20 protein-coding genes and 1 tRNA gene are annotated in these 25,434 nt (G+C 63.8%); 10 read left to right on the forward strand and 11 right to left on the reverse strand.

Features of this window, described 5'->3' with window-relative positions:
- Position 1: 1 nt before the first annotated feature.
- The 3 genes from QUV21_RS16340 to QUV21_RS16350 all read right to left on the reverse strand — a co-directional run bounded on the left by QUV21_RS16340 (position 2) and on the right by QUV21_RS16350 (position 4,668).
- Positions 2–847 carry a metalloregulator ArsR/SmtB family transcription factor gene (locus tag QUV21_RS16340; RefSeq protein WP_300856336.1) on the reverse strand — a complete coding sequence of 282 codons (846 nt, stop codon included), beginning with the start codon at positions 845–847 and terminating at the stop codon, positions 2–4.
- 142 nt (positions 848–989) lie between these two features.
- A tRNA-Gly gene (locus QUV21_RS16345) sits at positions 990–1,064 on the reverse strand.
- Positions 1,065–1,206: 142 nt separating this feature from the next.
- The gene (locus tag QUV21_RS16350; RefSeq protein ID WP_300856337.1) at positions 1,207–4,668 is read right to left on the reverse strand and encodes a pyruvate carboxylase; all 3,462 of its coding nucleotides are present in this window, start codon (positions 4,666–4,668) and stop codon (positions 1,207–1,209) included.
- Between the two features lie 198 nt (positions 4,669–4,866).
- On the opposite strand from QUV21_RS16350, the gene QUV21_RS16355 reads away from it, so the two are divergent.
- Positions 4,867–7,248 (forward strand): ATP-dependent helicase, encoded by a 2,382-nt coding sequence (locus QUV21_RS16355; RefSeq protein ID WP_300856338.1) that lies wholly within the window; start codon positions 4,867–4,869, stop codon positions 7,246–7,248.
- A gap of 51 nt (positions 7,249–7,299) precedes the next feature.
- Here the strand turns inward: QUV21_RS16355 and QUV21_RS16360 are convergent, their stop codons facing one another.
- Positions 7,300–8,439, reverse strand: a complete 1,140-nt coding sequence (locus QUV21_RS16360) for a benzoate/H(+) symporter BenE family transporter (RefSeq protein ID WP_300856339.1) — start codon at positions 8,437–8,439, stop codon at positions 7,300–7,302.
- 494 nt (positions 8,440–8,933) lie between these two features.
- A complete protein-coding gene (locus tag QUV21_RS16365; protein WP_300856340.1) occupies positions 8,934–9,149 on the reverse strand; it encodes a DUF1127 domain-containing protein in 216 nt (71 codons plus the stop codon).
- 261 nt (positions 9,150–9,410) lie between these two features.
- Here QUV21_RS16365 and QUV21_RS16370 point away from each other — a divergent pair, with 261 nt between their 5' ends.
- The 9 genes from QUV21_RS16370 (at position 9,411) to murD (ending at position 20,407) form a co-directional block, all read left to right on the forward strand.
- Complete coding sequence (locus tag QUV21_RS16370) at positions 9,411–10,484, forward strand: Mrp/NBP35 family ATP-binding protein (RefSeq protein WP_300856341.1); 1,074 nt, start codon at positions 9,411–9,413, stop codon at positions 10,482–10,484.
- A gap of 623 nt (positions 10,485–11,107) precedes the next feature.
- Entirely contained in the window at positions 11,108–11,617 is a 510-nt protein-coding gene (locus tag QUV21_RS16375; RefSeq protein ID WP_300856342.1) for a division/cell wall cluster transcriptional repressor MraZ, read from the forward strand.
- Entirely contained in the window at positions 11,617–12,648 is a 1,032-nt protein-coding gene (gene rsmH, locus QUV21_RS16380; RefSeq protein WP_300856344.1) for a 16S rRNA (cytosine(1402)-N(4))-methyltransferase RsmH, read from the forward strand. The genes QUV21_RS16375 and rsmH overlap by 1 nt, the downstream gene beginning before the upstream one ends.
- A 1-nt stretch (position 12,649) precedes the next feature.
- Complete coding sequence (locus QUV21_RS16385) at positions 12,650–13,006, forward strand: cell division protein FtsL (RefSeq protein ID WP_300856345.1); 357 nt, start codon at positions 12,650–12,652, stop codon at positions 13,004–13,006.
- Positions 13,007–14,797, forward strand: coding sequence for a penicillin-binding protein 2 (locus QUV21_RS16390; protein WP_300856346.1), 1,791 nt, complete (start codon positions 13,007–13,009; stop codon positions 14,795–14,797). It abuts the gene before it with no gap.
- A 13-nt stretch (positions 14,798–14,810) separates the two neighbouring features.
- Complete coding sequence (locus tag QUV21_RS16395; RefSeq protein ID WP_300856347.1) at positions 14,811–16,289, forward strand: UDP-N-acetylmuramoyl-L-alanyl-D-glutamate--2,6-diaminopimelate ligase; 1,479 nt, start codon at positions 14,811–14,813, stop codon at positions 16,287–16,289.
- Between the two features lie 112 nt (positions 16,290–16,401).
- Entirely contained in the window at positions 16,402–17,850 is a 1,449-nt protein-coding gene (murF, locus tag QUV21_RS16400) for a UDP-N-acetylmuramoyl-tripeptide--D-alanyl-D-alanine ligase (protein ID WP_300856349.1), read from the forward strand.
- A complete protein-coding gene (gene mraY, locus QUV21_RS16405) occupies positions 17,851–18,933 on the forward strand; it encodes a phospho-N-acetylmuramoyl-pentapeptide-transferase (protein WP_300856350.1) in 1,083 nt (360 codons plus the stop codon).
- 73 nt (positions 18,934–19,006) lie between these two features.
- Complete coding sequence (gene murD, locus QUV21_RS16410) at positions 19,007–20,407, forward strand: UDP-N-acetylmuramoyl-L-alanine--D-glutamate ligase (protein WP_300856351.1); 1,401 nt, start codon at positions 19,007–19,009, stop codon at positions 20,405–20,407.
- A gap of 277 nt (positions 20,408–20,684) precedes the next feature.
- Here the strand turns inward: murD and QUV21_RS16415 are convergent, their stop codons facing one another.
- From QUV21_RS16415 to QUV21_RS16440, 6 genes are all read right to left on the reverse strand, one after another.
- Positions 20,685–21,740, reverse strand: a complete 1,056-nt coding sequence (locus tag QUV21_RS16415) for a Gfo/Idh/MocA family oxidoreductase (protein WP_300856353.1) — start codon at positions 21,738–21,740, stop codon at positions 20,685–20,687.
- The gene (locus QUV21_RS16420; protein WP_300856355.1) at positions 21,740–22,525 is read right to left on the reverse strand and encodes a ThuA domain-containing protein; all 786 of its coding nucleotides are present in this window, start codon (positions 22,523–22,525) and stop codon (positions 21,740–21,742) included. The genes QUV21_RS16415 and QUV21_RS16420 overlap by 1 nt, the downstream gene beginning before the upstream one ends.
- 44 nt (positions 22,526–22,569) lie before the next feature.
- Complete coding sequence (locus tag QUV21_RS16425) at positions 22,570–23,571, reverse strand: ABC transporter ATP-binding protein (RefSeq protein ID WP_300856356.1); 1,002 nt, start codon at positions 23,569–23,571, stop codon at positions 22,570–22,572.
- Between the two features lie 4 nt (positions 23,572–23,575).
- The gene (locus QUV21_RS16430) at positions 23,576–24,178 is read right to left on the reverse strand and encodes an ABC transporter permease subunit (protein ID WP_300856358.1); all 603 of its coding nucleotides are present in this window, start codon (positions 24,176–24,178) and stop codon (positions 23,576–23,578) included.
- 96 nt (positions 24,179–24,274) lie between these two features.
- Complete coding sequence (locus tag QUV21_RS16435; protein WP_300856359.1) at positions 24,275–24,511, reverse strand: hypothetical protein; 237 nt, start codon at positions 24,509–24,511, stop codon at positions 24,275–24,277.
- Positions 24,495–25,301, reverse strand: coding sequence for an extracellular solute-binding protein (locus QUV21_RS16440; RefSeq protein WP_300856360.1), 807 nt, complete (start codon positions 25,299–25,301; stop codon positions 24,495–24,497). The genes QUV21_RS16435 and QUV21_RS16440 overlap by 17 nt, the downstream gene beginning before the upstream one ends.
- Between the last annotated feature and the right edge of the window lie 133 nt (positions 25,302–25,434).

The following is a 25,434-nucleotide window of genomic DNA, read 5'->3' on the forward strand; positions in this document are numbered from 1 at the left end:
GTCAGGTGTTCCCGTCGGTCAGGGCATCGGTGCCGATGGCATCGACGTGGGCTTGCAGGGACAGCCGCGACAGATTGTCGAACGGCAGTTCGACGAAGGCTGCGATCCGGCGACGGAGGGCGGCATAGGTCTGGGCAAAGACCAGCGCGCGTTCGGCCTCGGTGCCGGTGGCCTTGACCGGGTCGGGCAGGCCCCAATGGCCGGTGATCGGCTGGCCCGGCCAGGGAGGGCATTCTTCGGCGGCGGCGGTGTCGCAGACGGTGAAGACGAAATCCATCGTGATGGCACCCGGGGTCTGGAACTCTGCCACATGTTTCGACCGCAGGGTCGAGACGTCATGGCCGTTGCGCTGCAAAACCTCGATGGCCATGGGATTGAGGGTGCTGCCGGGGCGTGTGCCTGCGGAAAACGCCTGAAACTTGCCCTGCCCAAGGTCACGCAGCAGCGCTTCGGCAAAGATTGATCGGGCCGAATTGCCCGAGCAGATGAAAAGCACGTCAAATGCGGTGTCATGCATGGTAAACTCCTGTTGCGGGCGGAGAAGGGGAGGCAGAAGGTCGGGCCGCGCCCGGCCAAGATCGATTGCGAGGTAGCCGATCAGCGTTTCGGTCGCTTCCAGATCTGCCGCGTAGAACAGCGACCGCCCGTCACGGCGCATTTGCACCAGCCCTGCGGCGGCAAGTTCTGACAGATGATGCGACAGCGTGTTCTGCTTCAGCCCGAGCGCGGCGGCGATTTCGGTTGGCCGCACACCTTGTGGGGCAAAGCGCATCAAGAGCCGGAACACCGCAAGCCTGCCGGGGTGTCCCAGAGTGGCGAAGGATTGGGTTGCTTGGGCCAGTTCCATATTTCCAGAAATCAGGAAACAACTGGATCTGTCCAGTGAACTTTTCATGACAGGCGGCCATGATGACCGATGCCACAGAGCCACGGCGCGCCCGGAAACGACGAAGGCCACCCCGAAGGGTGGCCTTTGCGTTTGTCCCAACTGGAGCGGGCGAGGCGATTCGAACGCCCGACCCTAACCTTGGCAAGGTTATGCTCTACCCCTGAGCTACGCCCGCACCGGTTGGACGAGGGGTGATTTATTGCGCCGGGCGTTGGGCTGCAAGAGGTAAAGTGCAGAGGGAGCGATTTTTCCTGCGCGTGGCGGTTCCGGCTCGGTGCGAAAGCCCGGGCGGGCCATGCGGCCCGACCGATCTTGCGTCATTCAAGTTCGACCAGCAGATCCTTGGCGTCGATCTGCGCTCCGGGCTGGACGTGGATAGCCTTCACCACGGCCTCGCGGTCAGCATGAAGGCCGGTTTCCATCTTCATCGCCTCGATGGTCAGCAGAAGATCACCTGCCCGCACCTTCTGGCCCGGGGTCACGGCCAGCGAGGCGATGGACCCTGGCATCGGCGCGCCGACATGAGCGGGGTTGCCCTCTTGCGCCTTGGGCCGGGCCGCCGTCTTGGCTTTCACCGCACGGTTCGGCACGCGGATGACGCGGGGCTGGCCGTTCAGTTCGAAGAAGACCTTGACCTCACCTTCGTCGGTTGTCTCGCCCACGGCTTGCAGGCGGATTTCAAGCGTCTTGCCCGGGTCGATTTCAGCGGTGATCTCGTCTCCGGGGTTCATGCCGTAGAAGAAGGTCAGCGTGGGCAGCACCCGGACCGGGCCATAAAGCCGGTGGCGGGCGCGGTAATCCATGAAGACCTTGGGATACATCAGGTAGCCGTTCAGGTCTTCGTCATCCACCGTCTCGCCTTCGGCTTCTTCGGCCCCAAGGCGCAGCTCTTCGGCCAGTTTCGTGCGGGTGGCTTCAAGATCGACTGGCGGCATCGAGGCGCCGGGGCGGCCGGTCAGCGGGGCTTCGCCCTTGAGAACCTTCTTGAGGATGCCCGAAGGCCAGCCGCCCGGCGGTTGACCAAGGTTGCCTTTCAGCATGTCGGCCACGGATTCAGGAAAGGCAACCTCAATGCCGGGGTCTTCCACCTGCGCCCGGGTCAGGCCCTGCGCCACCATCATCAGCGCCATGTCGCCCACGACCTTCGAGGATGGCGTGACCTTCACGATATCGCCGAACATCTGGTTGGCGTCGGAATAGGCCTGCGCCACTTCGTGCCAGCGGTCCTCCAGCCCCAGACTGCGGGCCTGGGCCTTGAGGTTGGTGAACTGGCCACCCGGCATTTCGTGCAGGTAGACTTCGGACGCGGGGGCCGGGATTCCGGATTCAAAGGCCGCATACTGACCGCGCACCTGTTCCCAATAGTTGGAAATCTGCCGGATCGCGCCGATATCCAGCCCGGTGTCGCGTTCGGTATTTTTCAAGGCCTCGACGATCGACCCCAGGCAGGGCTGCGAGGTGCCGCCTGAAAACGCGTCCATCGCGGCATCGACGGCATCCACTCCGGCATCGCAGGCGGCGAGGATGGTGGCGGCCCCGGCACCCGAGGTGTCGTGGGTGTGGAAGTGGATCGGCAGGCCGACCTCTTGTTTCAGCGCCTTGATCAGCATCCGCGCGGCGGCGGGTTTCAGAAGGCCGGCCATGTCCTTCAAGCCCAGCACATGCGCGCCGGCGGCTTTCAGTTCCTTGGCCATGGCGACGTAGTATTTCAGGTCATACTTCGGGCGGGCAGGGTCCAGAAGGTCGCCGGTATAGCAGATCGAGCCTTCGCAGACCTTTCCGGCTTCAACCACCGCGTCCATGGCGACGCGCATGTTCTCGACCCAGTTCAGGCTGTCGAAAACGCGGAACACATCGACGCCGCTGTCGGCTGCCTGCCGGACGAAGGCCTGCACAACATTGTCGGGATAGTTGGTGTAGCCGACGCCGTTCGACGCCCGCAAAAGCATCTGCGTCATCAGGTTCGGCATGGCAGCGCGCAGGTCGCGCAGGCGCTGCCATGGACATTCCTGCAAGAAGCGATAGGCCACGTCGAACGTCGCGCCCCCCCAGCATTCCACGCTGAACAGCTGCGGCAGGTTCGCCGCATAGGTCGGCGCCACGCGGATCATGTCGATCGACCGCATCCGGGTGGCCAGCAAGGACTGGTGCCCGTCGCGCATCGTGGTGTCGGTCAGCAGCACCTTCGTCTGCGCCTTCATCCAGTCGGCCACCGCCTGCGGTCCCTTCTGTTCCAGAAGGTTGCGCGTTCCCATCGCCGGTTCGGCCTTCAACGCCGGGGGCTTCGGCGCCTTGGCCTCGGCCGCCGGCTTCGGGCGGCCAGCGGTTTCGGGATGCCCGTTCACCGTGATATCGGCGATATAGGTCAGGATCTTGGTAGCCCGGTCCTTGCGGCGCTTGAAGTTGAACAGCTCGGGCGTCGTATCGATGAACTTGGTCGTATAGGTGTCGTTCAGGAACGTCGGGTGCTTCAAAAGGTTGATCACGAACTCTATGTTCGTCGCCACCCCCCGGATCCGGAACTCGCGCAGCGCCCGGTCCATGCGGTGGATCGCCTTTTCCGGCGTCTGGGCATGGGCGGTGACCTTGACCAGAAGCGAGTCGTAGTACCGCGTGATCACCCCGCCCGCATAGGCCGTCCCGCCATCAAGGCGGATGCCATTGCCGGTGGCTGAACGGTAGGCGGTCAGGCGGCCATAGTCGGGGATGAAGTTGTTCAGCGGGTCTTCGGTCGTGACCCGGCATTGCAGCGCATGGCCGATCAGCGGCACGGCTTCCTGACTGGGAAGCCCCGTCGCTTCGGACAGGCTCTTGCCTTCTTCGATCAGGATCTGGGCCTGCACGATATCAACCCCGGTCACCTCTTCGGTCACCGTGTGTTCGACCTGTACCCGAGGGTTCACTTCGATGAAGTAGAACTGCTGGGTGTCCATATCCATCAGGAATTCGACGGTTCCGGCACATTCATAGGCCACATGGCTGCAAATGCGCTTGGCCATCTCGCAGACTTCGGCCCGCTGTTCGGGGGTCAGATAAGGCGCTGGCGCGCGTTCCACGACCTTCTGGTTCCGCCGCTGCACCGTGCAATCGCGTTCCCACAGGTGCCAGCAGTCGCCCTGCTTGTCGCCAAGGATCTGCACTTCCACATGGCGGGCGCGCAGGATCATCTTTTCCAGATAGCCCTCGCCATTGCCAAAGGCCGCTTCCGCCTCACGCCGACCTTCGCGGACCTTGGCCTCCAGTTCATCCTCGGACAGGATGGGGCGCATGCCCCGCCCGCCGCCACCCCAGCTTGCCTTCAGCATCAGGGGATAGCCCACTTCGGCGGCCTGCTTCTTGATCAGCGCCATGTCTTCGCCCAGCACCTCGGTCGCGGGGATGACGGGGACACCGGCTTCCACAGCCACGCGGCGGGCCGATGCCTTGTCACCAAGCGCGCGCATCGTCTCGGCGCGGGGGCCGATGAAGGTGATCCCGGCCTGATCGCAGGCATCGACGAAATCGGGGTTTTCCGACAAAAGCCCATATCCGGGATGGATCGCATCCGCCCCGGCCATCTTGGCCACACGGATGATTTCGGGGATGGAAAGATAGGCGCCGACCGGCGACAGCCCTTCGCCGATCCGGTAAGCCTCATCAGCCTTGAAGCGGTGGAGGCCCAGCTTGTCTTCCTCGGCATAGACAGCGACTGTCTTCTTGCCCATCTCGTTCGCGGCGCGCATGACGCGAATGGCGATCTCGCCCCGGTTGGCGATGAGGATCTTCTTGAACTCGGGCATTTGCGGCACTCCCAGCGGCAGAACCCGGACACCTTAGGGGCGCTGCGGTGCAGCGCAAGGGGGATTGCCGCCGTATACTCACAGAAATGCGACAGAGTGACCCCTGTGGCAATTGGCACAAACGGGCGCGTGTGATGGCCCGAACAATCTGTGAACGCGGGCCTTTCCCCGCGCGATGTTCCATATATACTGAGCGTCATGAATGGTTGGGATGAAGATGAGGCTTTTGCGGCTGCGGCTGCGGCTGCGCCCCCTGTGCCGCTGTCGCAGCGCGCATTGGCCGGGCGGGCTGCGCCCTATCTGGACGATCTGAACCCCGCACAACGGGCCGCGGTCGAGGCGCTGGATGGCCCGGTCCTGATGCTGGCCGGGGCAGGAACGGGCAAGACCAAGGCGCTGACCGCCCGGATCGTGCATCTGCTGCGCCAGCGGCAGGTGCGCCCGAACGAGATTCTGGCGGTGACCTTCACCAACAAGGCCGCGCGCGAAATGAAACTGCGCGTTGGCCGGATGCTGGGGGAAGTCGCCGAGGGCATGCCGTGGATGGGAACCTTCCACTCGCTTTCGGTCAAGATCCTGCGCCGTCATGCGGAACTTGTGGGCTTGAAGCCCAACTTCACCATTCTGGACACAGACGACCAGCTGCGCCTGCTGAAACAACTGATCGCCGCCGCGAATATCGACGAAAAACGCTGGCCTGCGCGGCTTCTGGCCAGCCTGATCGACGGCTGGAAGAACCGCGCCCTGACGCCCGAGAGGGTGCCATCGTCAGACGCCGGGGCTTATAACAACCGCGGGACGGAGCTGTATGAGGCCTATCAGGAGCGTCTGAAAACCCTGAACGCCACCGACTTCGGTGATTTGCTGCTGCATTGCGTGACGATCTTTCAAAAGCACGAAGACGTGCTTCAGCAATACCAGCGCTGGTTCCGCTATATTCTGGTGGATGAATATCAGGACACCAATGTCTGCCAATATCTCTGGCTGCGGCTTCTGGCACAGGCGCACAAGAACATCTGCTGCGTGGGCGACGATGACCAGTCGATCTACGGCTGGCGCGGGGCCGAAGTGGGCAACATCCTGCGGTTCGAAAAGGATTTCCCCGGCGCGACGGTGATCCGGCTGGAACAGAACTACCGGTCCACCGCGCATATCCTTGCCGCCGCGTCAGGCATCATCGAAGCCAACAAGGGCCGTCTGGGCAAGACGCTGTGGACAGCGGGTGAACCGGGCGAAAAGGTTCGTCTGATCGGCCATTGGGACGGCGAGGAAGAGGCGCGCTGGATCGGCGAAGAGATCGAGGCGGTGCAGCGTGGCACCCGTGGCCGCGATCCGGTGGACCTGAACCGTCAGGCGATCCTCGTCCGTGCCAGCCACCAGATGCGGGCGTTCGAGGACCGCTTTCTGACCATCGGCCTGCCTTACCGCGTCATCGGCGGCCCGCGTTTCTATGAACGGCAGGAAATCCGCGATGCGATGGCCTATTTCCGGCTGGCGGTCAGCCCCGAGGATGATCTGGCCTTTGAACGCGTGGTGAACCTGCCCAAGCGTGGCCTTGGCGACACGGCGCAGGCCAAGATCAACCAGCTTGCGCGCGGGGCGGGAGTGTCGCTTCTGGACGGCGCGCGTGAGGCGGTGGCCAAGGCTGTGATCACCGGCAAGGGCGGCGCGCAGTTGCAGGCCTTTGTCGAAGGCGTCGACCGCTGGCATACCGCCACCCTGCACCCTGAATATGACCATATCCGGCTTGCCGAGACGATCCTTGAGGAATCCGGCTATACCGAGATGTGGCAGAACGACAAGACGCCCGAAGCGCCCGGACGGCTGGACAACCTCAAGGAACTCGTCAAGGCGCTGGAGCAGTTCGAGAACCTGCAAGGCTTTCTTGAACATGTCAGCCTGATCATGGACAACGAAACCGAAGGGGCGGAAGAAAAGGTCACGATCATGACCCTTCACGCCGCCAAGGGCCTGGAATTTCCGGTGGTCTTTCTGCCCGGCTGGGAAGACGGGTTGTTCCCCAGCCAGCGCAGCATGGACGAAAGCGGGTTGAAGGGGCTGGAGGAGGAACGCCGTCTTGCCTATGTCGGCATCACCCGGGCGGAAGAACTTTGCACGATCAGCTTCGCCTCCAACCGCCGGGTCTATGGCCAGTGGCAAAGCCAGTTGCCCAGCCGTTTCATCGACGAATTGCCCGCCGACCATGTCGAGGTGCTGACGGCCCCCGGCCTTTACGGTGGCGGCTATGGTGCCGCAGCTCAGGTCGGCTTTGGCTCGCATCTGGAAGAACGGGTGTCCAAGGCCGATGTCTACAATTCCCCCGGCTGGCGGCGGATGCAGGAAAGTCAGGCCAACCGCCCGATGTCCCAACCGCGTGAAGCGCGGCATATGGTGATCGATGCCGAGGCGATCTCGCCCTATGTCCTTGGCGACCGGGTGTTCCACCAGAAGTTCGGCTATGGCGAGATCATGGGGATCGAAGGCGACAAGCTGGATATCGAATTTGACCATGCAGGGACGAAAAAGGTCGTCGCGCGCTGGGTGATTCCGGCCGATCAGGTGGACGACGTGCCGTTCTAGGTGCAGATCCCCGTCGCATGGATTAGGCACTCCTTTCGACAGGGCCTGTGGCTACCGCCGAAACCGTTCCAATCTGAAGACCGCCAGCCCCGCCACCAGCCCCCAGAAAGCAGCCCCGATCCCGAAGGCGGCAACGCCGGACGCGGTGACCGCCAGTGTCAGCGTCGCGGCAAAGCGTTGATCCGGGGCCGCAAAGGCCCCGGCCAAGGCCCCGGTCAAGGGTGACAGCAACGCCAGTGCCACCAGAGCCACGACCACCGGGCCGGGCAGGGCGGCCAGCAGCGCCAGCACCGTCGGGCTGAGAAGGCCAAGCACAACCCAAGCCCCCGCATAAGCCAGCCCCACCACCCAGCGCCGGTCCTTGTCGGGGTGGACATCCGGGCCAAGGCAGATCGCGGCCGTGATCGCCGCCATGCTGACGGTATGGGCGCCGAAAAAGGCGGTCACGCCGGAAATCAGGCCGGTGACTGTCAGGGCCGGGACCACCGGCGGTTCATACCCCGCCGCGCGCAGGGTGGCAAAGCCGGGCAGGTTCTGCGAGGCCATGGTGACCAGATAAAGCGGCACCCCAAGCCCAAGGATCACCGACAGCCGGAACTCCGGCAGGACCGGCACCAGCACAGGCGCGCTCAGACCAAGGCCGGACAGGTCCGCCCCGCCGATCAGGGCCAGGACGATCCCGGCGCCAAAGGACGCAAGCACCGCCAGCGCCGGGCTGACCAGCCGGACGACCAGAAAGACGGCCACCATCGGCAGCACGATGCCAGGCAAAGCCTCGGCCGCACCGGCACCTTTCAGGCAAAACGGCAGCAAGACCCCTGCCAGCATCCCGGCCGCGATCCCATCGGGAATCCGTGCCACCAGCGCGCCGAGGGGCCGGATCAGCCCGGTCGCAGCGATCAGCGCACCCGCCAGGATGAAGGCACCCACGCCCTCTGCCAAGGAAATCCCCGACGTCGCCGCAATCAGCGCCGCTCCGGGTGTGGACCAAGCCAGCACCACCGGCACCTTGGATTGCCATGACAGTACAGCGGACCCCACCGCCTTGCCCAGCGATACCGCCAGAAGCCAGCTTGCCGCTTGTGCCGATGTGGCCCCAAGCGCCAGCGCCGCCGCAAGAACAATCGCGACCGATGCCGCGTAGCCCACCAGCGCCGCCACGACGGCCGCCGAAATCACCGAAAGCCGCATGTCGTCCCCGCCGCAGTTCGCCGGACTATCCGGCGCGAACGAGCGATGTGCAAGGAGGGGCAATGTGGACGGGAAAGGAGGGGCGGCGACCCCAAGGGAGGAGGAGAGGGGCCGCCGCAATTTCAGGTGTCCAAGGGAGGAGGAGAGAACACCCGAAGCCGAAGGCGCGCATCCAGCCCGACAGGACGGGCGCGCCGGAATGAGGGGCGGCGGCTCCAGGGAGGAGGAGAGGAGCCGCCGCGGTATCAGACACCCAGGGAGGAGGAGAGGGCGCCCAATGCTGTTGGGCCAATCGGCCCGAAGAAGTGGGCGGCGGCGCCCGGGAGGAGGATAGGCACCGCCGCAGTCTCAGACGACCCAAGGGAGGAGGAGTGGGTCACCCGATGAGATGGAGCGCTTGGCCCCGTTGAAAAGATGCGGCGATATCAGGGAGGAGGTTGATATCGCCGCTGATCGCAAAGGCCCCCGGGAGGAGGTGGAGGCCTCACGAAAACTCACTTGCCGTAGGCGGCCTCATGCGCGATCCCGGTGATCGAAGCGCGGGCAATCCCCAGATCCGCCAGTTCGCGGTCGGTCAGGGCATTTAACTCGCTGACAGTCTGGCTGTAGACGCGACGCTGCTGGACCGCGGTCACGACGACATCCTTCAGGAACGCGACGCGGTCCATGAAGCCCTTGCGGGCAATGCGATTGGTGTTCACGTAAGCCATGTCTCTCAAGCCTCTCAAAGTCGCCAGCACCGTTCTTCCGTGCTGTTAGGGGTAACATGGGCCACTTGCTGCAACTGCACAATACCGGCGTGTTGCAATGCCGCCATGCAGCATTCGCATGGCTGCGTTCACAAGTTTGTCATGATTTCTCAGCGCCTTCGCCGGAATTTTGAGCATTTGGTCAACAGCCCTTGCCACAACCCTTGCCTCTGTGCGCAAAGATCACGACCTTAGTAGAAATCTTGTGCGGTGGAGGAAACGATGACGGTCGAACGCGAAGCGGTGATGCAGGTTCTGGCAGAGGTTGCGCACCCCGGCGGGGGGGATCTTGTCAGCCGTGACCTGATTCGCGCTCTGGTCATTGACGGGGGTGCGGTCCGTTTCGTGATCGAAGCCGCCACCCCTGATGAGGCCCGCGCGCTTGGCGCAGCACAGGCCGAGGCCGAGGCGAAGCTGAAGGCGCTGGCCGGGGTCACGTCCGTGCAGGCGGTCATGACGGCGCATGGGCCGGCGGCCAAACCCGCGCCGCCCAGCCTGAAGATCGGCCAGCACCCCACGCCGCAGCAGGGCGGGCCGCAGCGGATTTCCGGCATTGACCGGATCATCGCGATTGCCAGTGGCAAGGGCGGGGTGGGAAAATCCACCGTCGCTTCCAACCTTGCGGTGGCGCTGGCGCGGCAGGGCCGCCGGGTCGGGCTTCTGGACGCTGATATATACGGGCCAAGTCAGCCAAAGATGATGGGCGTCTCCAAGCGCCCTGCCTCGCCCGATGGCAAGATCATCGAGCCGTTGGTGGCGCATGGTGTGACCATGATGTCGATCGGGCTGATGCTGAAGGAAGATGAGGCGGTGGTCTGGCGCGGCCCGATGATCATGGGGGCCTTGCAGCAGTTGCTGGGGCAGGTGGCCTGGGGCAATCTTGATATCCTGATCATCGACCTGCCACCCGGCACAGGTGATATCCAGCTGACCTTGTGTCAGCGCACGCACCTGACCGGGGCCTTGGTCGTCTCCACCCCGCAGGACGTGGCGCTTCTGGATGCACGCAAGGCGCTGGACATGTTTTCCAAGCTCAAGACCCCAGTTCTGGGCCTGATCGAGAACATGTCCACCTTCTGCTGCCCGAACTGCGGCCATGTCACCCCGATCTTCGGGCATGGCGGTGTGGCGCTGGAGGCGGCGAAGCTTGACCTGCCCTTCCTTGGCGAATTGCCGCTTGCCCTTGATGTCCGCGTGGCTGGCGACAGCGGCACTCCGATTGCCGCCACCGACAGCCCGCTTGCCGCACCCTATATGGCGCTGGCGCAACGGCTGATCGCGGGCGGGATGGCCTGATCAGGCAGATCTGGCGGGATTCCGAATCATTTTCCATGGGAAACCATGGGAGAATGGGCCATTACGGCGCATTGGCTCTGGTTTTTCATGGGAAACTTGGTGAGGAACGCCTGTTCACGGCCTTGAATCCAACCAATGCGGAAGATTTTTCAACGCTGGCCAGCGTCAACGCATGGGCTGGGGGTTGAGAGCTTAGGCACAACATCTTGTGATCAGCTGGGCCGACTGGCCCACAAATTGCAGGTCGGGCTTGGCCGTGGCTTCTGCGGCCACATGTTCTGCTGGCTTTGCTTCACTCTCTCAGGTTTGATCCCCAAAGATTTCCATTGATTCCCATATCCTCCCATGGCATCCCTTTCCTCACGGCGATGCGATGGACAGTGATAGGCAGGGGCGGCTTCAAGACCCCGAACACCAGGCAAACGGCAGCTTCATACAGGCAGCTCCATTTCATCGTCGAAAAGAGATCCGGCGCGCGAGCGAGCAGACATCTCCCCCAGGTGGCGCGCGTAGCTGGACACCCAGCGATGGGACAGCGGCGGATCGGGTAGTGGCAGCAACCCGGTCCGCCTTTTCTATTTCATCGCACGGGAAAACGCAGGTTTTGAAAAGGCCGAAAGGCGATGGCAGAGGCGTTCAGAGGTGAGTTCTACCAGAAGGTAGATTCCAAGGGCCGGGTGTCGATCCCCGCCGCCTTCCGCCGCATCCTTGAAGCTGATGACCCCCCAAGCACCGATTTCCCCCGCGCCCGGGTCTACATGATCTACGGCGGGGCCAACCGGAATTTCGTGGAATGCTACACCAAGGCGGGCGCCGATGCGCTGGCCGAGGAAATCAGCCTGATGGACGAAGGTTCGGATGAACGCGAACAGGTTGAATTCGACCTTCTGGCCTGTTCGGTCATGGTCGAGGTCGAACCCGACGGCCGTATCGTGCTGCCGCCCCGGGTGCGCGAAAAGGTCGGGCTGGCGGGGGCCGATTTTTCGGGCGACGAGGCGGCGTTTCAGGGCCGCAACAACCGGTTCCGCATCTATCGCCGCGACACCTATGATGCCGCCGTGGCGCAGCGCCCGAATGCAGGCGTCGATGCGCTGGCCCTTCTGGGTCGTGCTAAGAAGGAGCGCGGAATGTGATGTCATCCCGCGACGCGCTGCCCCGTGAAGATCGCGCCCGTGACGATCTGCCCGCGCGAGACCCTCATATTCCGGTTCTCTTGCAACCGTTGCTTGCAGCCGTGGCCCCCGTGCGGGGTCTTTGGCTTGACGGGACACTGGGGGCCGGCGGCTATACGCGCGGGCTGCTGGAGGCCGGGGCGGATTGCGTGATCGGCATCGACCGTGATCCCCTCGCCTTGCAGATGGCCGCAAGCTGGGCTGCGCCCCATGGCGACCGGGTGCGTCTGGTCGAAGGCACGTTTTCGGCGCTGGATACCCTTGCGGGCGAGCCCCTTGACGGGGTGGTTCTGGATCTGGGCGTGTCCTCGATGCAGCTTGATCAGGCCGAGCGCGGGTTTTCCTTCATGAAGGACGGCCCCCTCGACATGCGGATGAGTCAGTCTGGCACCAGCGGCGCCGATCTGGTGAACACGGCCGAAGAAACCACCCTTGCCGATATCCTCTATCACTACGGCGAAGAACGCGCCTCGCGGCGGATTGCCCGCGCCATCGTCGCCGCCCGCACGCTGGAGCCGATCACCACCACCGCCCGGCTGGCCGAGATCGTGGCGAAATGCCTGCCGCGTCCAAAGCCGGGGCAAAGCCACCCGGCAACCCGCAGCTTTCAGGCGATCCGCATTGCGGTGAACACCGAATTCACCGAACTCGCCGAAGGCCTCGCTGCCGCCGAACGCGCGTTGAAACCCGGCGGCCTTCTGGCCGTGGTGACCTTCCACAGCCTTGAAGACCGCATCGTCAAGCGCTTCCTCCAGCTTGCCTCGGGCCAGGAGGCGAATGCCAACCGCTATGCCCCGGCGAAGACCGACACCAACGCCCGGTTCGATCTGGTGACCCGCCGTGCCGTCGGCCCCGATGACGCGGAACTGGCAGCCAACCCCCGTTCCCGGTCCGCCAAGCTGCGGGTCGCGCGCCGCACCGCCGCGCCCGCCATGTCGCTTGATCCCGCCGATATCGGCGTGCCGCAAATCGTGAAGAAAGGACGCCGCTGACATGCGCCCCGTGCTTTACGTCCTGACCTTTCTGGCCGTCATCGCGCTTGGCTTCTGGGCCTACCGCGAGAACTATGCCACTCAGTCCGCGCTGAAAGAGGTGCAGACCCTGCAACGCCAGATCGTCGGCCTGCGCGAGGGTCTTGCGCTGCAACGTGCCGAATGGGCCTATCTGAACCGCCCCGACCGGCTGCGTGACCTTGCCACCGCCAACTTTGACCGTCTGGGCCTGCTGCCGATGGAACCCGGCCAGTTCGGAACCCCGGCTCAGATTGCATATCCTCGCAGCACCTTTCCTGAAATCGACCTGCCGGTCGACATTCAGGGCGCTTTGGATCTGACCGAGGAGGGCCTTTAGATGCGCACACCGCTTCGCCCGCTGGCACGGATCCTTCAGGCCCGGGAAGACGGCCTGAACCCCGACTCGATCGAAAAGGAAAACCTTCGCCTGCGGCATGAGGCGATGCGCGAGCGCGCCCGGGGCCGTGCCGAGTTCCGCCTTCTGATCCTGTGCGCCAGCTTTGTGCTGGCCTTCGGTGCGATTGGAACCCGCATGGGCCTGATGGCCGCCTCCGTGCCGATGGAACCACGGGCCAGCGCGCCGGGTGCCGAGATCATCGCCCAGCGCGCCGATATCACCGATCGCAATGGCCGCATCCTTGCAACCAACATGACCACCCACGCGCTTTATGCCCACCCGAAGGTCATGGTTGACCCGAAGGGCGTTGCGGTGAAGCTGGCCGGGATTTTCCCCGAACTTGACGCCGAAGCACTTGCGCGCCGCTTTACCGATGGCCGCAGTTTTGTCTGGATTCGCAAGGTCTTGTCCCCCGAACAGATGCAGCTTGTGCATGAGATCGGCGACCCGGGCCTTTTGTTCGGGCCGCGAGAAATGCGGCTATACCCCAATGGCAATCTTGCCGCGCATGTTCTCGGTGGCACCTCATTCGGGGCCGAGGGCGTGCATTCCGCCGAAGTCATCGGCACCGCGGGGATCGAGAAGGCGCTGGATGCCCGCCTGCGCGACCCCGCCCAGGGCGGCAAGCCCCTTGCCCTGTCCATCGACCTGTCAATTCAGGCCACTGTCGAGGAAGTGCTTTTCGCCGGGATGTCGATGCTGAACGCCAAGGGCGCGGCAGCCATTCTGATGGACGTGCGGACGGGTGAGATTGTCGCGCTGACCTCGCTTCCGACCTTTGATCCGAACAACCGGCCGAACCCCCTGGTCGACAGGAATGCCGAACCGGGTGACAGCCCGTTGTTCAACCGTGCCGTGCAGGGCGTCTATGAACTTGGCTCTACCTTCAAGATCTTCGCGGTGGCGCAGGCGATGGAACTTGGGCTGGTAAACCCCGAAACCATGGTCGATGCCAATGCGCCAATGACCTGGGGCAAGCACCGGATCAAGGAGTTCGAGGGCAAGAACTACGGCCCTCTTCTTTCCGTCTCTGACGTTATCGCCAAATCCTCCAACGTCGGCACGGCGCATATGGCGCTGATGATCGGCCCCTTGCGCCAGCAGGCCTTCCTGAAATCGCTTGGCTTCTTCGAGGCAACCCCGCTTGAACTGATCGAGGCCCCTGGCGCGCGACCGCTGATCCCCAAGCGCTGGCCCGAGATCGTGACCATCACCACCTCCTATGGTCATGGCATGTCGGCCAGCCCGATGCACCTGGCGGCGGCCTATGCGGCAATTGCCAATGGTGGGGTCATGATCAAGCCCACGCTTCTGAAACGCGAAGGCCCGACCACCGGGGTGCGGGTGATGAGCGAGAAGACCGCGCTCGAATCGGTCAGGATGCTGCGCCGGGTCGTCACCGAAGGCACCGCCTCGCTTGGCGAAGTTCCCGGATACGAGGTTGCCGGCAAGACCGGCACCGCCGACAAGCCAAAGAAGACCGGCGGCTACTACAACGACAAGGTGATCAACACCTTTGCCTCGGTCTTTCCCGCGTCCAACCCGCAATATGTGTTGATCGTGACGTTGGACGAGCCGATGGACACCACCCTGTCGGAACCCCGGCGCACGGCAGGCTGGACCGCTGTTCCCGTCGCCGCCGAGATCATTCGCCGTGTGGCGCCCCTGATGGGGATCAGACCCAAACTTGAACCCCCCGCACCCGATGCGCTAACAGCCGCCAGCAACTAGACGGGGGGCATTCATGACCGAGCGTGTGACACGGCTTTCGGACCTCGGGTTGACGGCCCGGGCCGGGCGGGACACCGCATTGTCAGGCCTGACCGCTGACAGCAGGGCTGTGCGCCCCGGCATGCTTTTTGCGGCGCTTCCCGGCACCGCCACCCATGGGGCCATGTTCATTCCGGCGGCAATCGACCTTGGTGCCGCCGCGATCCTGACCGATGCGACCGGGGCAAGACTTGCCGCTGATGTCCTTGCCGACAGCGAGACCGCCCTTGTGGTTGCTGAAGACCCGCGTGCGGCGCTTGCCTGTGCGGCGGCACTATGGTTCGGCGCGCAGCCTGAAACCATGGTCGCTGTGACAGGAACCAACGGCAAGACCAGCGTGGCAACCTTTACCCGGCAGATCTGGGCAGCGCTTGGCCATGAGGCGATCAATATCGGCACGACCGGGATCGAGGGCGCCTGGACGGCCCCGTCCAGCCACACCACGCCGGATGCGATCACGCTGCAAAAACTGCTGGCGGCAGCAGCGGCAGATGGCGTGACCCATGCGGCAATGGAAGCCTCATCGCACGGGATCGACCAGCGCCGGATGGATGGCGTCCGCCTGAAGGCCGCGGGCTTTACCAACCTCACGCAGGACCATCTGGATTATCACGGCACGATGGCCGCCTATTTCGACGCCAAGGCCCGGCTTTTCACGCGGCTTCTGCCTGATGATGGCGTGGCCGTGGTCAATCTGAACGGTGCGATGGGGTCTCAGATGGCCGCCACCGCCACCGCCCGTGGTTTGCGTTGCCTGACCGTCGGCCATGGCGAGGCAGACCTGCACATCGCAGGCCAGCGCTTTGATGCGCGCGGACAAGACCTGCGGCTGGTCTGGCAGGGGCAACCCGTTCAAGTACGCCTTGGGCTGATCGGCGGCTTTCAGGCCGAAAATGTCGCGGTGGCGGCAGGTCTTGCCATCGCCTCGGGGTCCGACCCCGCCGCCGTCTTCGCCGCCCTGCCGCAGCTTTCGGGGGTGCGCGGGCGGATGCAGCTTGCTGCCACAAGGAAGAACGGCGCCTCGGTCTATGTCGACTACGCCCATACACCTGACGCCATCGAGACCGCGCTTCGGGCGCTGCGTCCGCATGTCATGGGCCGGATCATCATCGTCTTCGGTGCCGGAGGCGACCGTGACCGCACCAAGCGCCCCTTGATGGGTGCGGCGGCGAAAGCCCATGCCGATGTCCTTTACGTCACCGATGACAACCCTCGTAGCGAAGACCCCGGCCTGATCCGCGCCGCGATCCTTGCCGCCTGCCCCGAAGCGCATGAGGTGGGCGACCGCGCCGAAGCCATCCTGCGCGGCGTCGATGCCCTTCTGCCCGGCGATGCCTTGCTGATTGCGGGCAAGGGCCATGAATCCGGCCAGATCATCGGCACCGACATCTACCCTTTTGACGATGTCGAACAGGCCAGCGTTGCCGTCGCCGCCCTTGACGGGGTGATCTGATGCCCTGCCTTCCTCATTCATCTGTCCCCAAAATATCCTCGGGGGGAGGGGCCGCCCTGCGGCCCCGTGGGGGGCAGACAGCCCCCCGCGACCCCGGCCACGGAGACCTCTCATGACCCTTTGGACAGCCGCCGACGCCGCGACCGCCACCCAAGGACGCAGCACCGCCGACTGGCAGGCCCACGGTGTGTCGATCGACACCCGGACCTTGCAGCCCGGTGATCTTTTCGTGGCCCTGAAGGACGCGCGTGACGGCCATGATTTCGTGGCTCAGGCCTTGGCGAAAGGCGCTGCCGCAGCGCTTGTCTCTCGAATCCCCGAAGGCGTGCCGGACAGCGCGCCGCTTCTGGTCGTGCCGGATGTTCTTCAGGCGCTGGAGGCCTTGGGTGCCGCCGCCCGCGCCCGCACGGCGGCCCGCGTTGTCGGTGTGACCGGGTCGGTCGGCAAGACATCGACCAAGGAAATGCTGCGCGCCATCCTGTCCGGCCAGGGCAAGACCCATGCCGCCGAGGCCAGCTACAACAACCACTGGGGCGTTCCCCTGACCCTTGCCCGCATGCCCGCCGACGCCCGTTTCGCCGTGATCGAGATCGGCATGAACCACCCCGGAGAAATCGCGCCGCTTGCAAGGCTTGCGCACCTTGACGTGGCCATGATCACCACCGTCGCCCCGGCCCATCTGGAAGCTTTCGACAACATCGAAGGTATCGCCCATGAAAAGGCCTCGATCTTCGACGGATTGAAGGCTGGCGGAATCGCGATCTTCAACGCCGATCTGCCCACCACCCCCATCCTGCGGGCAAAGGCGATTGCCGTGGGCGCGAAGGCGGTCAGCTTCGGCATGGACGAGACAGCCGACTGGCGACTTCTGGAGGCGCGATTGACCGATGAGACCACCGTCGTGCGGGCAATCTGCGCTGCCCGAGCGACGGAGCCGGTCCTTTTCAAGGTGTCTACCCCCGGACGCCACTTTGCCTTGAATGCCCTTGGAGCCTTGGCGGTGGCCGGGGCGTTGGGCGCAGATCCGATGATCGCCGCGCATGATCTTGGCCGCTGGGCGCCGCCCGCCGGTCGCGGCCAGCGCGAAAGGATCACGCTCGACATTGTCGATGAGACATTCTTTGACCTGATCGACGACGCATTCAACGCCAACCCCGCCTCAATGGCGGCGGCGCTGGATGTCCTGATTGCCGCCAGACCGACGGACGGAATCGGTCGCGTTGGTGGGGGCCGCCGCATCGCCATTCTGGGCGACATGCTGGAGCTTGGCCCCGATGAGGCCGCGCTGCATGTGGCCATCGCGCAGCATCCCGGCCTTGGGGCCCTCCATGTGATCCATTGTGTCGGCCCAAGGATGCGGGCGCTTTATCAGGCGCTTCCGCGCCGCCTGCGTGGCGAGTGGGTCGAGGCGGCCAGCGATCTTGCGCCCCGCGCCCGCACCCTGATCGATGCAGGCGACATTCTTCTCGTCAAGGGCTCCAAAGGGTCGAAAGTCAGCCTGGTCGTTGACGCGCTTCGGAAAATGGGGCAGGCCACGGCGCCGAAGGAAGGGACCGTTTAAATGTTTTTCTGGCTCACCGAGTTTTCTGATGGCGGCGACGTCTTCAACCTCTTTCGCTACATCACCTTCCGGGCTGGCGGTGCCTTCACCACCGCGCTGATCTTCGGGTTCCTGTTCGGTCGGCCCCTGATCGACCTTCTGCGCCGCAAGCAGGGCAAGGGGCAGCCGATCCGCGATGACGGTCCGCAGTCGCATCTTGCCAAGGCCGGCACGCCCACGATGGGTGGCCTGCTGATCCTGTCATCGCTGATGGTGTCGACCCTTCTTTGGGCGCGGCTCGACAATCACTATGTCTGGATCGTGGTGCTGGTGACACTGGCTTTCGGGCTGATCGGCTTTGCCGATGACTATGCCAAGGTCACCAAGCAGAACACCAAGGGAGTTTCTTCACGCCTGCGGATTGGGCTGGGTCTTCTGATCGCTGCTCTCGCGGCTTATGCCGCCTCGATGTTCCACCCGGCAGACCTGACAAACCAGCTGGCCTTTCCCTTCTTCAAGAACGCGCTGCTGGACCTTGGGCTGTTCTTCGTGCCGTTCGGCATGATTGTGATAGTCGGTGCCGCCAATGCGGTGAACCTGACCGACGGGCTTGACGGGCTTGCCATCATGCCGGTCATGATTGCAGCCGGAACGCTTGGCGTGATCGCCTATGTGGTCGGCAACTCCAACTTCACCGAGTATCTGGAAGTCCACTTTGTCCCCGGCACGGGTGAGCTTTTGATCTTCGCCTCGGCTCTGTTCGGCGCCGGGCTTGGGTTTCTTTGGTACAACGCCCCCCCCGCGGCCGTTTTCATGGGCGACACCGGTTCGCTTGCGCTTGGTGGCGCGCTTGGGGCCATCGCCGTCTGCACCAAGCACGAGATCGTGCTGGCCATCGTGGGCGGGCTGTTCGTGGTCGAGGCGTTAAGCGTGATCATCCAGGTGCTTTACTACAAGCGCACCAAGAAGCGCATCTTCCTGATGGCCCCGATCCACCACCACTTCGAAAAGAAAGGTTGGGCCGAACCGCAGATCGTGATCCGCTTCTGGATCATCTCGCTGATTCTCGCGATGATCGGGCTGGCCACGCTGAAGGTGCGCTGACCGTCACTGGCGCCTTTCCCTTTCCTTCATCCTCGCCTATCCCTGATCCGGCAGGTCAAAGGGGGGGGCAGTCATGATCCCGGTGAAGGGCTACAAGGGTCAGAAGGTTGCGGTCCTTGGCCTTGGTCGATCTGGTCTTGCCGCTGCCGCAGCGCTTGTGGCGGGGGGCGCTGAACCGCTTTTGTGGGATGACAGCCCCGAGGCCCGCGCGAAGGCCGAGGCCGAAGGTTTCGCGACAAGTGATCTGGCCCGCAACGGGGCGTTTGACGGCGTGGCGGCACTGATCACCTCTCCGGGCATCCCCCATCTTTATCCCGCTCCGCATCCGATCATCGCCCGGGCGATGGCGGCTGGAATTCCTGTGGACAACGATATCGGCCTGTTCTTCCAAAGTGCCGCCTCGACCGAATGGGCCGAGATGGAGACCCCGCCGAAAGTGGTTGCCGTGACCGGATCGAATGGAAAATCCACGACCACGGCCTTGATCCACCATATCCTGCAAGTCGCCGGGCGGCCGACGCAGATGGCGGGCAACATCGGCACGGGGGTTCTTGCGATCGACCCGCCGCAGGATGGCGAAGTGGTGGTTCTGGAGCTGTCCAGCTACCAGACCGAACTGGCCCGCGCGCTGACCCCTGACGTCGCGGTCTTCACCAACCTTTCGCCGGACCACCTGGACCGTCACGGTGGCATGGGTGGCTACTTTGCCGCCAAGGCGCGGCTTTTCACCCAAGGCGGCCCTGATAGGGCCGTGATTGGCGTCGACGAGGCCGAGGGTTGGTTTCTGGCCGGCCAACTGGCACAGGGTCCGGGCGATGACCGGGTGATCCGCATCTCATCCGGCCAGAAGCTTGACAGCTTCGGCTGGAGCGTCTTTGTCCGCAAGGGCTTCCTGGCCGAGTGGCGGCGGGGCAAGCAGGTAGCCTCGATCGACCTGCGCGAGGTCAAGGGCCTGCCGGGCGCGCATAATCACCAGAACGCCTGTGCGGCCTATGCTGCCTGCCGCAGCCTTGGGCTGGCACCAAGGCTGATCGAGGGCGCGCTGCAAAGCTTTGCGGGGTTGCCTCACCGCAGCCAGTTGGTTGGTGAACGGGGCGGGGTGCGCTTTGTCAACGATTCCAAGGCCACCAATGTCGACAGTGCTGCAAAGGCGCTGCAAGCCTTCCCGAAGATCCGCTGGATCGCCGGGGGCATGGGCAAGGATGGCGGCATCGCCGGACTGAAACCCTTTCTGCCTGCCGTTGCGAAAGCCTATCTGATCGGCCATTCCGCCCGGGACTTCGCGCTGCAACTGGGCGACACCCCGCATGAAATCTGCGAGACGATGGACCGCGCCGTCGCCAGCGCGGCCGCAGAGGCCGAAGCGGGGGATGTGGTCCTGCTGGCCCCGGCCGCAGCCAGTTTTGACCAGTACCCAGACTTCGAAAAGCGCGGCGAGGATTTCACCCGGCTGGTGCAGGCCTTGCCCGGTTGACTGGGGCGCGTGTCCAACCGGATTGAGCGCTTGCGCGCACGGCTTTCCTCTCGCCTCTGCGCGCTTGCGCGCAACCGGCTCGGACGATGGGGGCATTCTGCCCCCGAACCCCCTGAGAGTATTTTTGAAAAGAGCAAGTAGATTGCGCTTTTTGCCAATACTTCGGGGAGCTCGAGGGGCTGGCCTCTCGTCAGCCTTGCAACCGCGCTCCTTCGCGCGGCTGCAAGGGCATTGGCTTGCGCCTTCCGGCGCGCATCTTGATGCCAGCTCCGCTGCGTCAGACGGGCAGGAGGCGTCCGCCCTCGGCCGCTGAAGCCTCGGCCCGATCCAAAAGGCGCTGAAGCGCGGCGCCACGGGCAAAGTCGGGCTCGGGTCTGGCTTCGCCCCTGATGGCGGCGATGAAGCGCTGGTAGATCGTGGGGACAGGGGGGCAATCAATGTCCTCCCAGGTTCCCGACTGGATATTGTCGCCAAGACAGGCGCGCAGGCGGCTTTGCGCTTTCTCGAACGTCACCTCCAGCCCGCCGGTCTGGCCGTAAAGCCGCAGGCGCAGGTCATTCAGGTGGCCGGTGGCAAACCGTGTGGCGGCGACGGTTCCCAGCGCGCCGTTTGACAGGCGCAGCTGCATCGTGGCGCTGTCATTTGCGTCAAGGGTGTAGTCGCCGATCTTGCCACCGGGGGCCTTGTCGAAGGTTTGCAGCAGGCAAGAGACTTCTGCCGCGTCCATGCCGGCAACGAAGGTGGCGAAGTCGAGGATGTGGATGCCCACATCGCCCAGAACACCCTTTGAGCCATGCGCGGTCGACAGCCGCCAGAGCCATTGTGCCTCACGGTCCCAATGACCCCATGCGGGCTGGGTCAGCCAGCTTTGCAGGTAGGACGCTTCGAAATGCCGGATGGTGCCAATGGCGCCCTCACGGACCATCCGGGCGGCCTGCTGCAAGGCTGGCACGTTGCGGTAGCTGAGGTTGACCATGTTCACCACGCCCGCTTGCGCGGCGGCACCGGCCATTTCCTCGGCATGAGCGGCGTTGGTGGCCAAGGGCTTTTCGCACAGCACATGCTTGCCAGCGGCAAGGAAGGGCAGGGTGGTGGCGTAATGTGCCGCATCCGGGGTGACGTTGGTCACAGCGTCGAATTCCCCCCAGTTCAGGGCGTCTTGCACGGATGCGAAACCGTGCGGGATGTTGTGAGCGCCCTGAAAGGCGGCCAGACCGTCTGGCCTTGTGTCGATGCCCGCGACAAGGCTGACACCGGGAATGGCGGCAAAGCCTTCGGCATGGTTCTTCGCCATGCCGCCGGTGCCGAGGATGAGAAGGCGGACGGGTTGCATCAGCGGAATCCTTCTTCGCCGTCGTGATGAAGGCGGGGACCGCGTTCCTTGATCTTCTCAAGCGCCGTGGCCACCGGGGTGTTCGGGGCGTCATTCGGATTGGCGATGCGGTCTTCGGGGTTATGCGCCCAGCGAACCGCATTGGTGATGACCTTCTGCACCATCGGCTGGTGATAGGTCGGGTAGGTTTCATGCCCCGGGCGGAAATAGAAGATACTGCCCGCGCCGCGCTTGTAGGTCAGGCCCGAGCGAAACACCTCACCCCCGGCAAACCAGCTGACGAAGACGGTTTCCAAGGGCTCCGGCACGCCGAAGGGCTCGCCATACATCTCTTCATGCTCGATCTCGAAGTGGTCGGGGATGCCGCGCGCGATGGGGTGCTGGCGTGAGGTGACCCAAAGCCGTTCGCGTTCGCCCGCCTCGCGCCATGTCAGGTTGCAGGGCGCGCCCATCAGCCGCTTGAACGGTTTGGCGAAATGGGCGGAGTGCAGGAAAATGATCCCCATGCCGCCCCAGACGGCATTGCAGACACGCTCCACCACCTCATCGGCGACATCGCCATGGGCGGCGTGGCCCCACCAGATAAGGACATCGGTTGCCGCCAGTTTGGCAGGGGTCAGGCCGTGTTCGGGGTCTTGCAGGGTGACAGTGCTGGCCTTGATTCCGGATTCATGGTTCAGAAACCCGGCGATCGTGCCATGCATGGTCGCAGGATAGACCTGAGCCACGATCTTGTTCTTCTGTTCGTGGACGTTTTCGCCCCAAACGGTGACGCGGATGGTCATGGGTAGTCTCCTTCTTGCGCGCGGTTTTTGGCGCGGGTCTGGTATCAGCGGATCGGGTGGCCATCTCCATCGAAGCGATGCAACTGGTCAGGCAGTGGCGCAAGCGAAACCTGCGAGCCTACGGGAATGTTCGCCTTGCCGGGGCGGCGGACGATGACGGGTTCATCGCTGCCGATTTCGACGAAAAGGTAGTGGTCGGACCCAAGGTCTTCGACATGCAGCACCTCGCCCCGCAAAGGGCCGGAGTCGTGAAGTTCCATTTGTTCGGACCGGATGCCAAGTGTGGTGCAACCATGGGTGGCGGCGAAATCGCCGGTCAGGAAGTTCATCTTCGGACTGCCGATGAAACCGGCCACGAACAGCGAGTTCGGGCGTTCGTAGAGTTCCGCTGGGCTGCCGGCCTGTTCCAGCTTGCCATCGCGCAAGACAGCGATGCGGTCGGCAAGGGTCATCGCCTCGACCTGATCATGGGTAACGTAGATCATTGTCACCTCTTTCATCGCATGGTGCAGCTTGGCGATTTCCGGCCGGGTCTGCACCCGGAGCGCCGCGTCAAGGTTCGACAGCGGCTCGTCGAACAGGAACACGCGCGGGTCTCGGACAATCGCGCGGCCGATGGCGACGCGCTGGCGCTGCCCGCCGGAAAGCTGCTTGGGGAGACGGTCAAGCAGGTGGTCGATCTGCAGGAGCTTCGCCGCCGCCACGACCCGCTTTTTCACCTCTTCCGGGCCAGTCTTGTCCAGCTTCATCCCGAAGGCCATGTTGTCGTGGACCTTCATATGCGGATAAAGCGCATAGCTTTGGAACACCATTGCGATGCCGCGTTTCGACGGGATCAGGCTGTTCACCGTTTCGCCGTCAAAGGTCATGTCGCCGGTGGTGATTTCCTCCAACCCCGAAACCAGCCGCAGAAGCGTGGACTTGCCGCAGCCTGATGGCCCGACGAAGACCATGAACTCACCCTTCTCGATGGTGAGGTCGATGCCCTTGATCACCTGCACGGCGCCGTAGGACTTGGTGACGTTCTTCAACTCGATCTTTGCCATGATGTCAGCCCTTCACGCCGCCCGCGGTCAGGCCCGCGACGATCTTGCGTTGGAAAATGAGGACGAGGATGATCAGCGGCACCGTCACGATGACGCTTGCCGCCATGATCGGACCCCAGGGGATTTCCTGCTGGCTTGCCCCGGACAGCAGGCCGATGGCCACCGGCACCGTCCGGGTTGTCTCGGAACTGGTGAAGGTCAGGGCGAACAGGAACTCGTTCCAGGCCCCGATGAAGGCCAGCAGGCCAGTCGTCACAAGGGCGGGCCAGAGAAGCGGCAGGAAGACCTTGGTGATGACGATCCAGGGGGTCGCGCCGTCAACGATGGCGGCCTCTTCGATTTCCACCGGCAGGTCGCGCATGAAGGTGGTCAGCACCCAGACCCAGCGGCCGGACTCGAGGATGCGCAAGCTCAGATAGTTGTCGAACCCGATCCACTGGCCGCCATAAAGGTCAGACAGGGTGGTGTCGGTCAGCGAAAACCAGATCGTGCGGATCAGCGGCCAGGCGGCCACGAAGCACAGCGCTGCCAGCATGGGGGCAAGAAACCAGAATGCCGCGCGCTGGCGTTGTTGTGACAGGCTTAGCCCGCCGTTTGCCTTTGTCATGATACCCTCCCCGAACGGGCCTTCTTCGGCCCTTTGCGAACGGACGGGCGGCTTTCGGGGCCGCCCGCCACAGGGGGCAGTCCAGTCCGGGAGGACTTACCAGCCCGACCCCTTGATGTCGGAAAGTTCCAGTTCCAGCAGTTCAAGGTTTTCAGCGACCGAGCCATTGCCAGACAGGGTGCTGTGGACGGCCGACCAGAACTTGGCCGAAACCTCGTTGTACTTGCCCAGCGTCGGGGCCGAGGGGCGCGGAACGGCGTTCAGGAACACATCCTTCCACTGCGGGATGATCGGCTGGGCGGCGGCGATTTCGGCATCATCGTAAAGCGCCATGATCGTCGGCAGGTTGGATTCGTTGATCGCGCGCTTCTTCCTCCTGATGGGCCAGAGCGCCGCCCGGGCTGATCGTGCCGACCCAGCCTTTGACGGCTTCAAGCGCTGCCACGGCGTTCGGGTTGTTGATGCTGATTGTGCCGTATGCTTCAACAATCTGCCCGCCTCCGAAGGATTTAACCCATTCCAGCGCATTGCAGGTCAGGCCTTCATGGGCGTTGCCCTGCCAGACAAAGCCCCACATGTCGGTATTGCCGGCGGCGCGTTCGCCGTCCTGAATTTCCTGCGCGGTTGCGGTCAGTTCGTCCCAGGTCTTCGGCGGTTCCTTGCCGTATTTCTCCAGAAGATCGGTGCGATAATACAGCGCTGGCGCGTCAGTGAAGATCGGCAGCGCGACCAGCTTGCCATTCACCGTCTGGCTCTCGATGATCGAGGGGAAATGGGTGGGCGCAAGGTCAGCAGCCACTTCGGTCAGATCGACGAAATGGTTGGCCAGTTGCGGCGCCCAGATCACGTCAGTCTGGTAAAGGTCGATGTCCGACGCGCTGGCCGCCAGCCAGAGGCGGTATTGCCCGAACTGATCGGTGGTCGAGGCAGGCATTGGCACGATGGTGACAGTGTGGCCGGTGGCTTCCTCCCACGGCTTGACCAGCGCCTTGAAGTCTTCGACCGCGTTGCCGACGGCACCCGAGACGTAGAACAGCTCGTCCGCCATGACCGGTGCGCCAAAGGCGGCAAGCATGGCTGTGGTTGCGGCCGAGCGCAGGGCGCGGCCATTCATGATTGTCATCTGTATTCCTCGCTTTGGGCGCGACTGGGGCGCCTTTCCCGTTCAAAACGCCGGACTGTGGGCCTGCGCATGCAGGAAAAGTCGATCCGAAAGGTTTCGGATGAATTGCGCTCCAAAGCGCTTTCAGTCAACG

The sequence above is a fragment of the Tabrizicola sp. genome, from assembly GCF_030373185.1.
In the GTDB taxonomy this organism is placed as follows: Bacteria; Pseudomonadota; Alphaproteobacteria; order Rhodobacterales; family Rhodobacteraceae; genus Tabrizicola.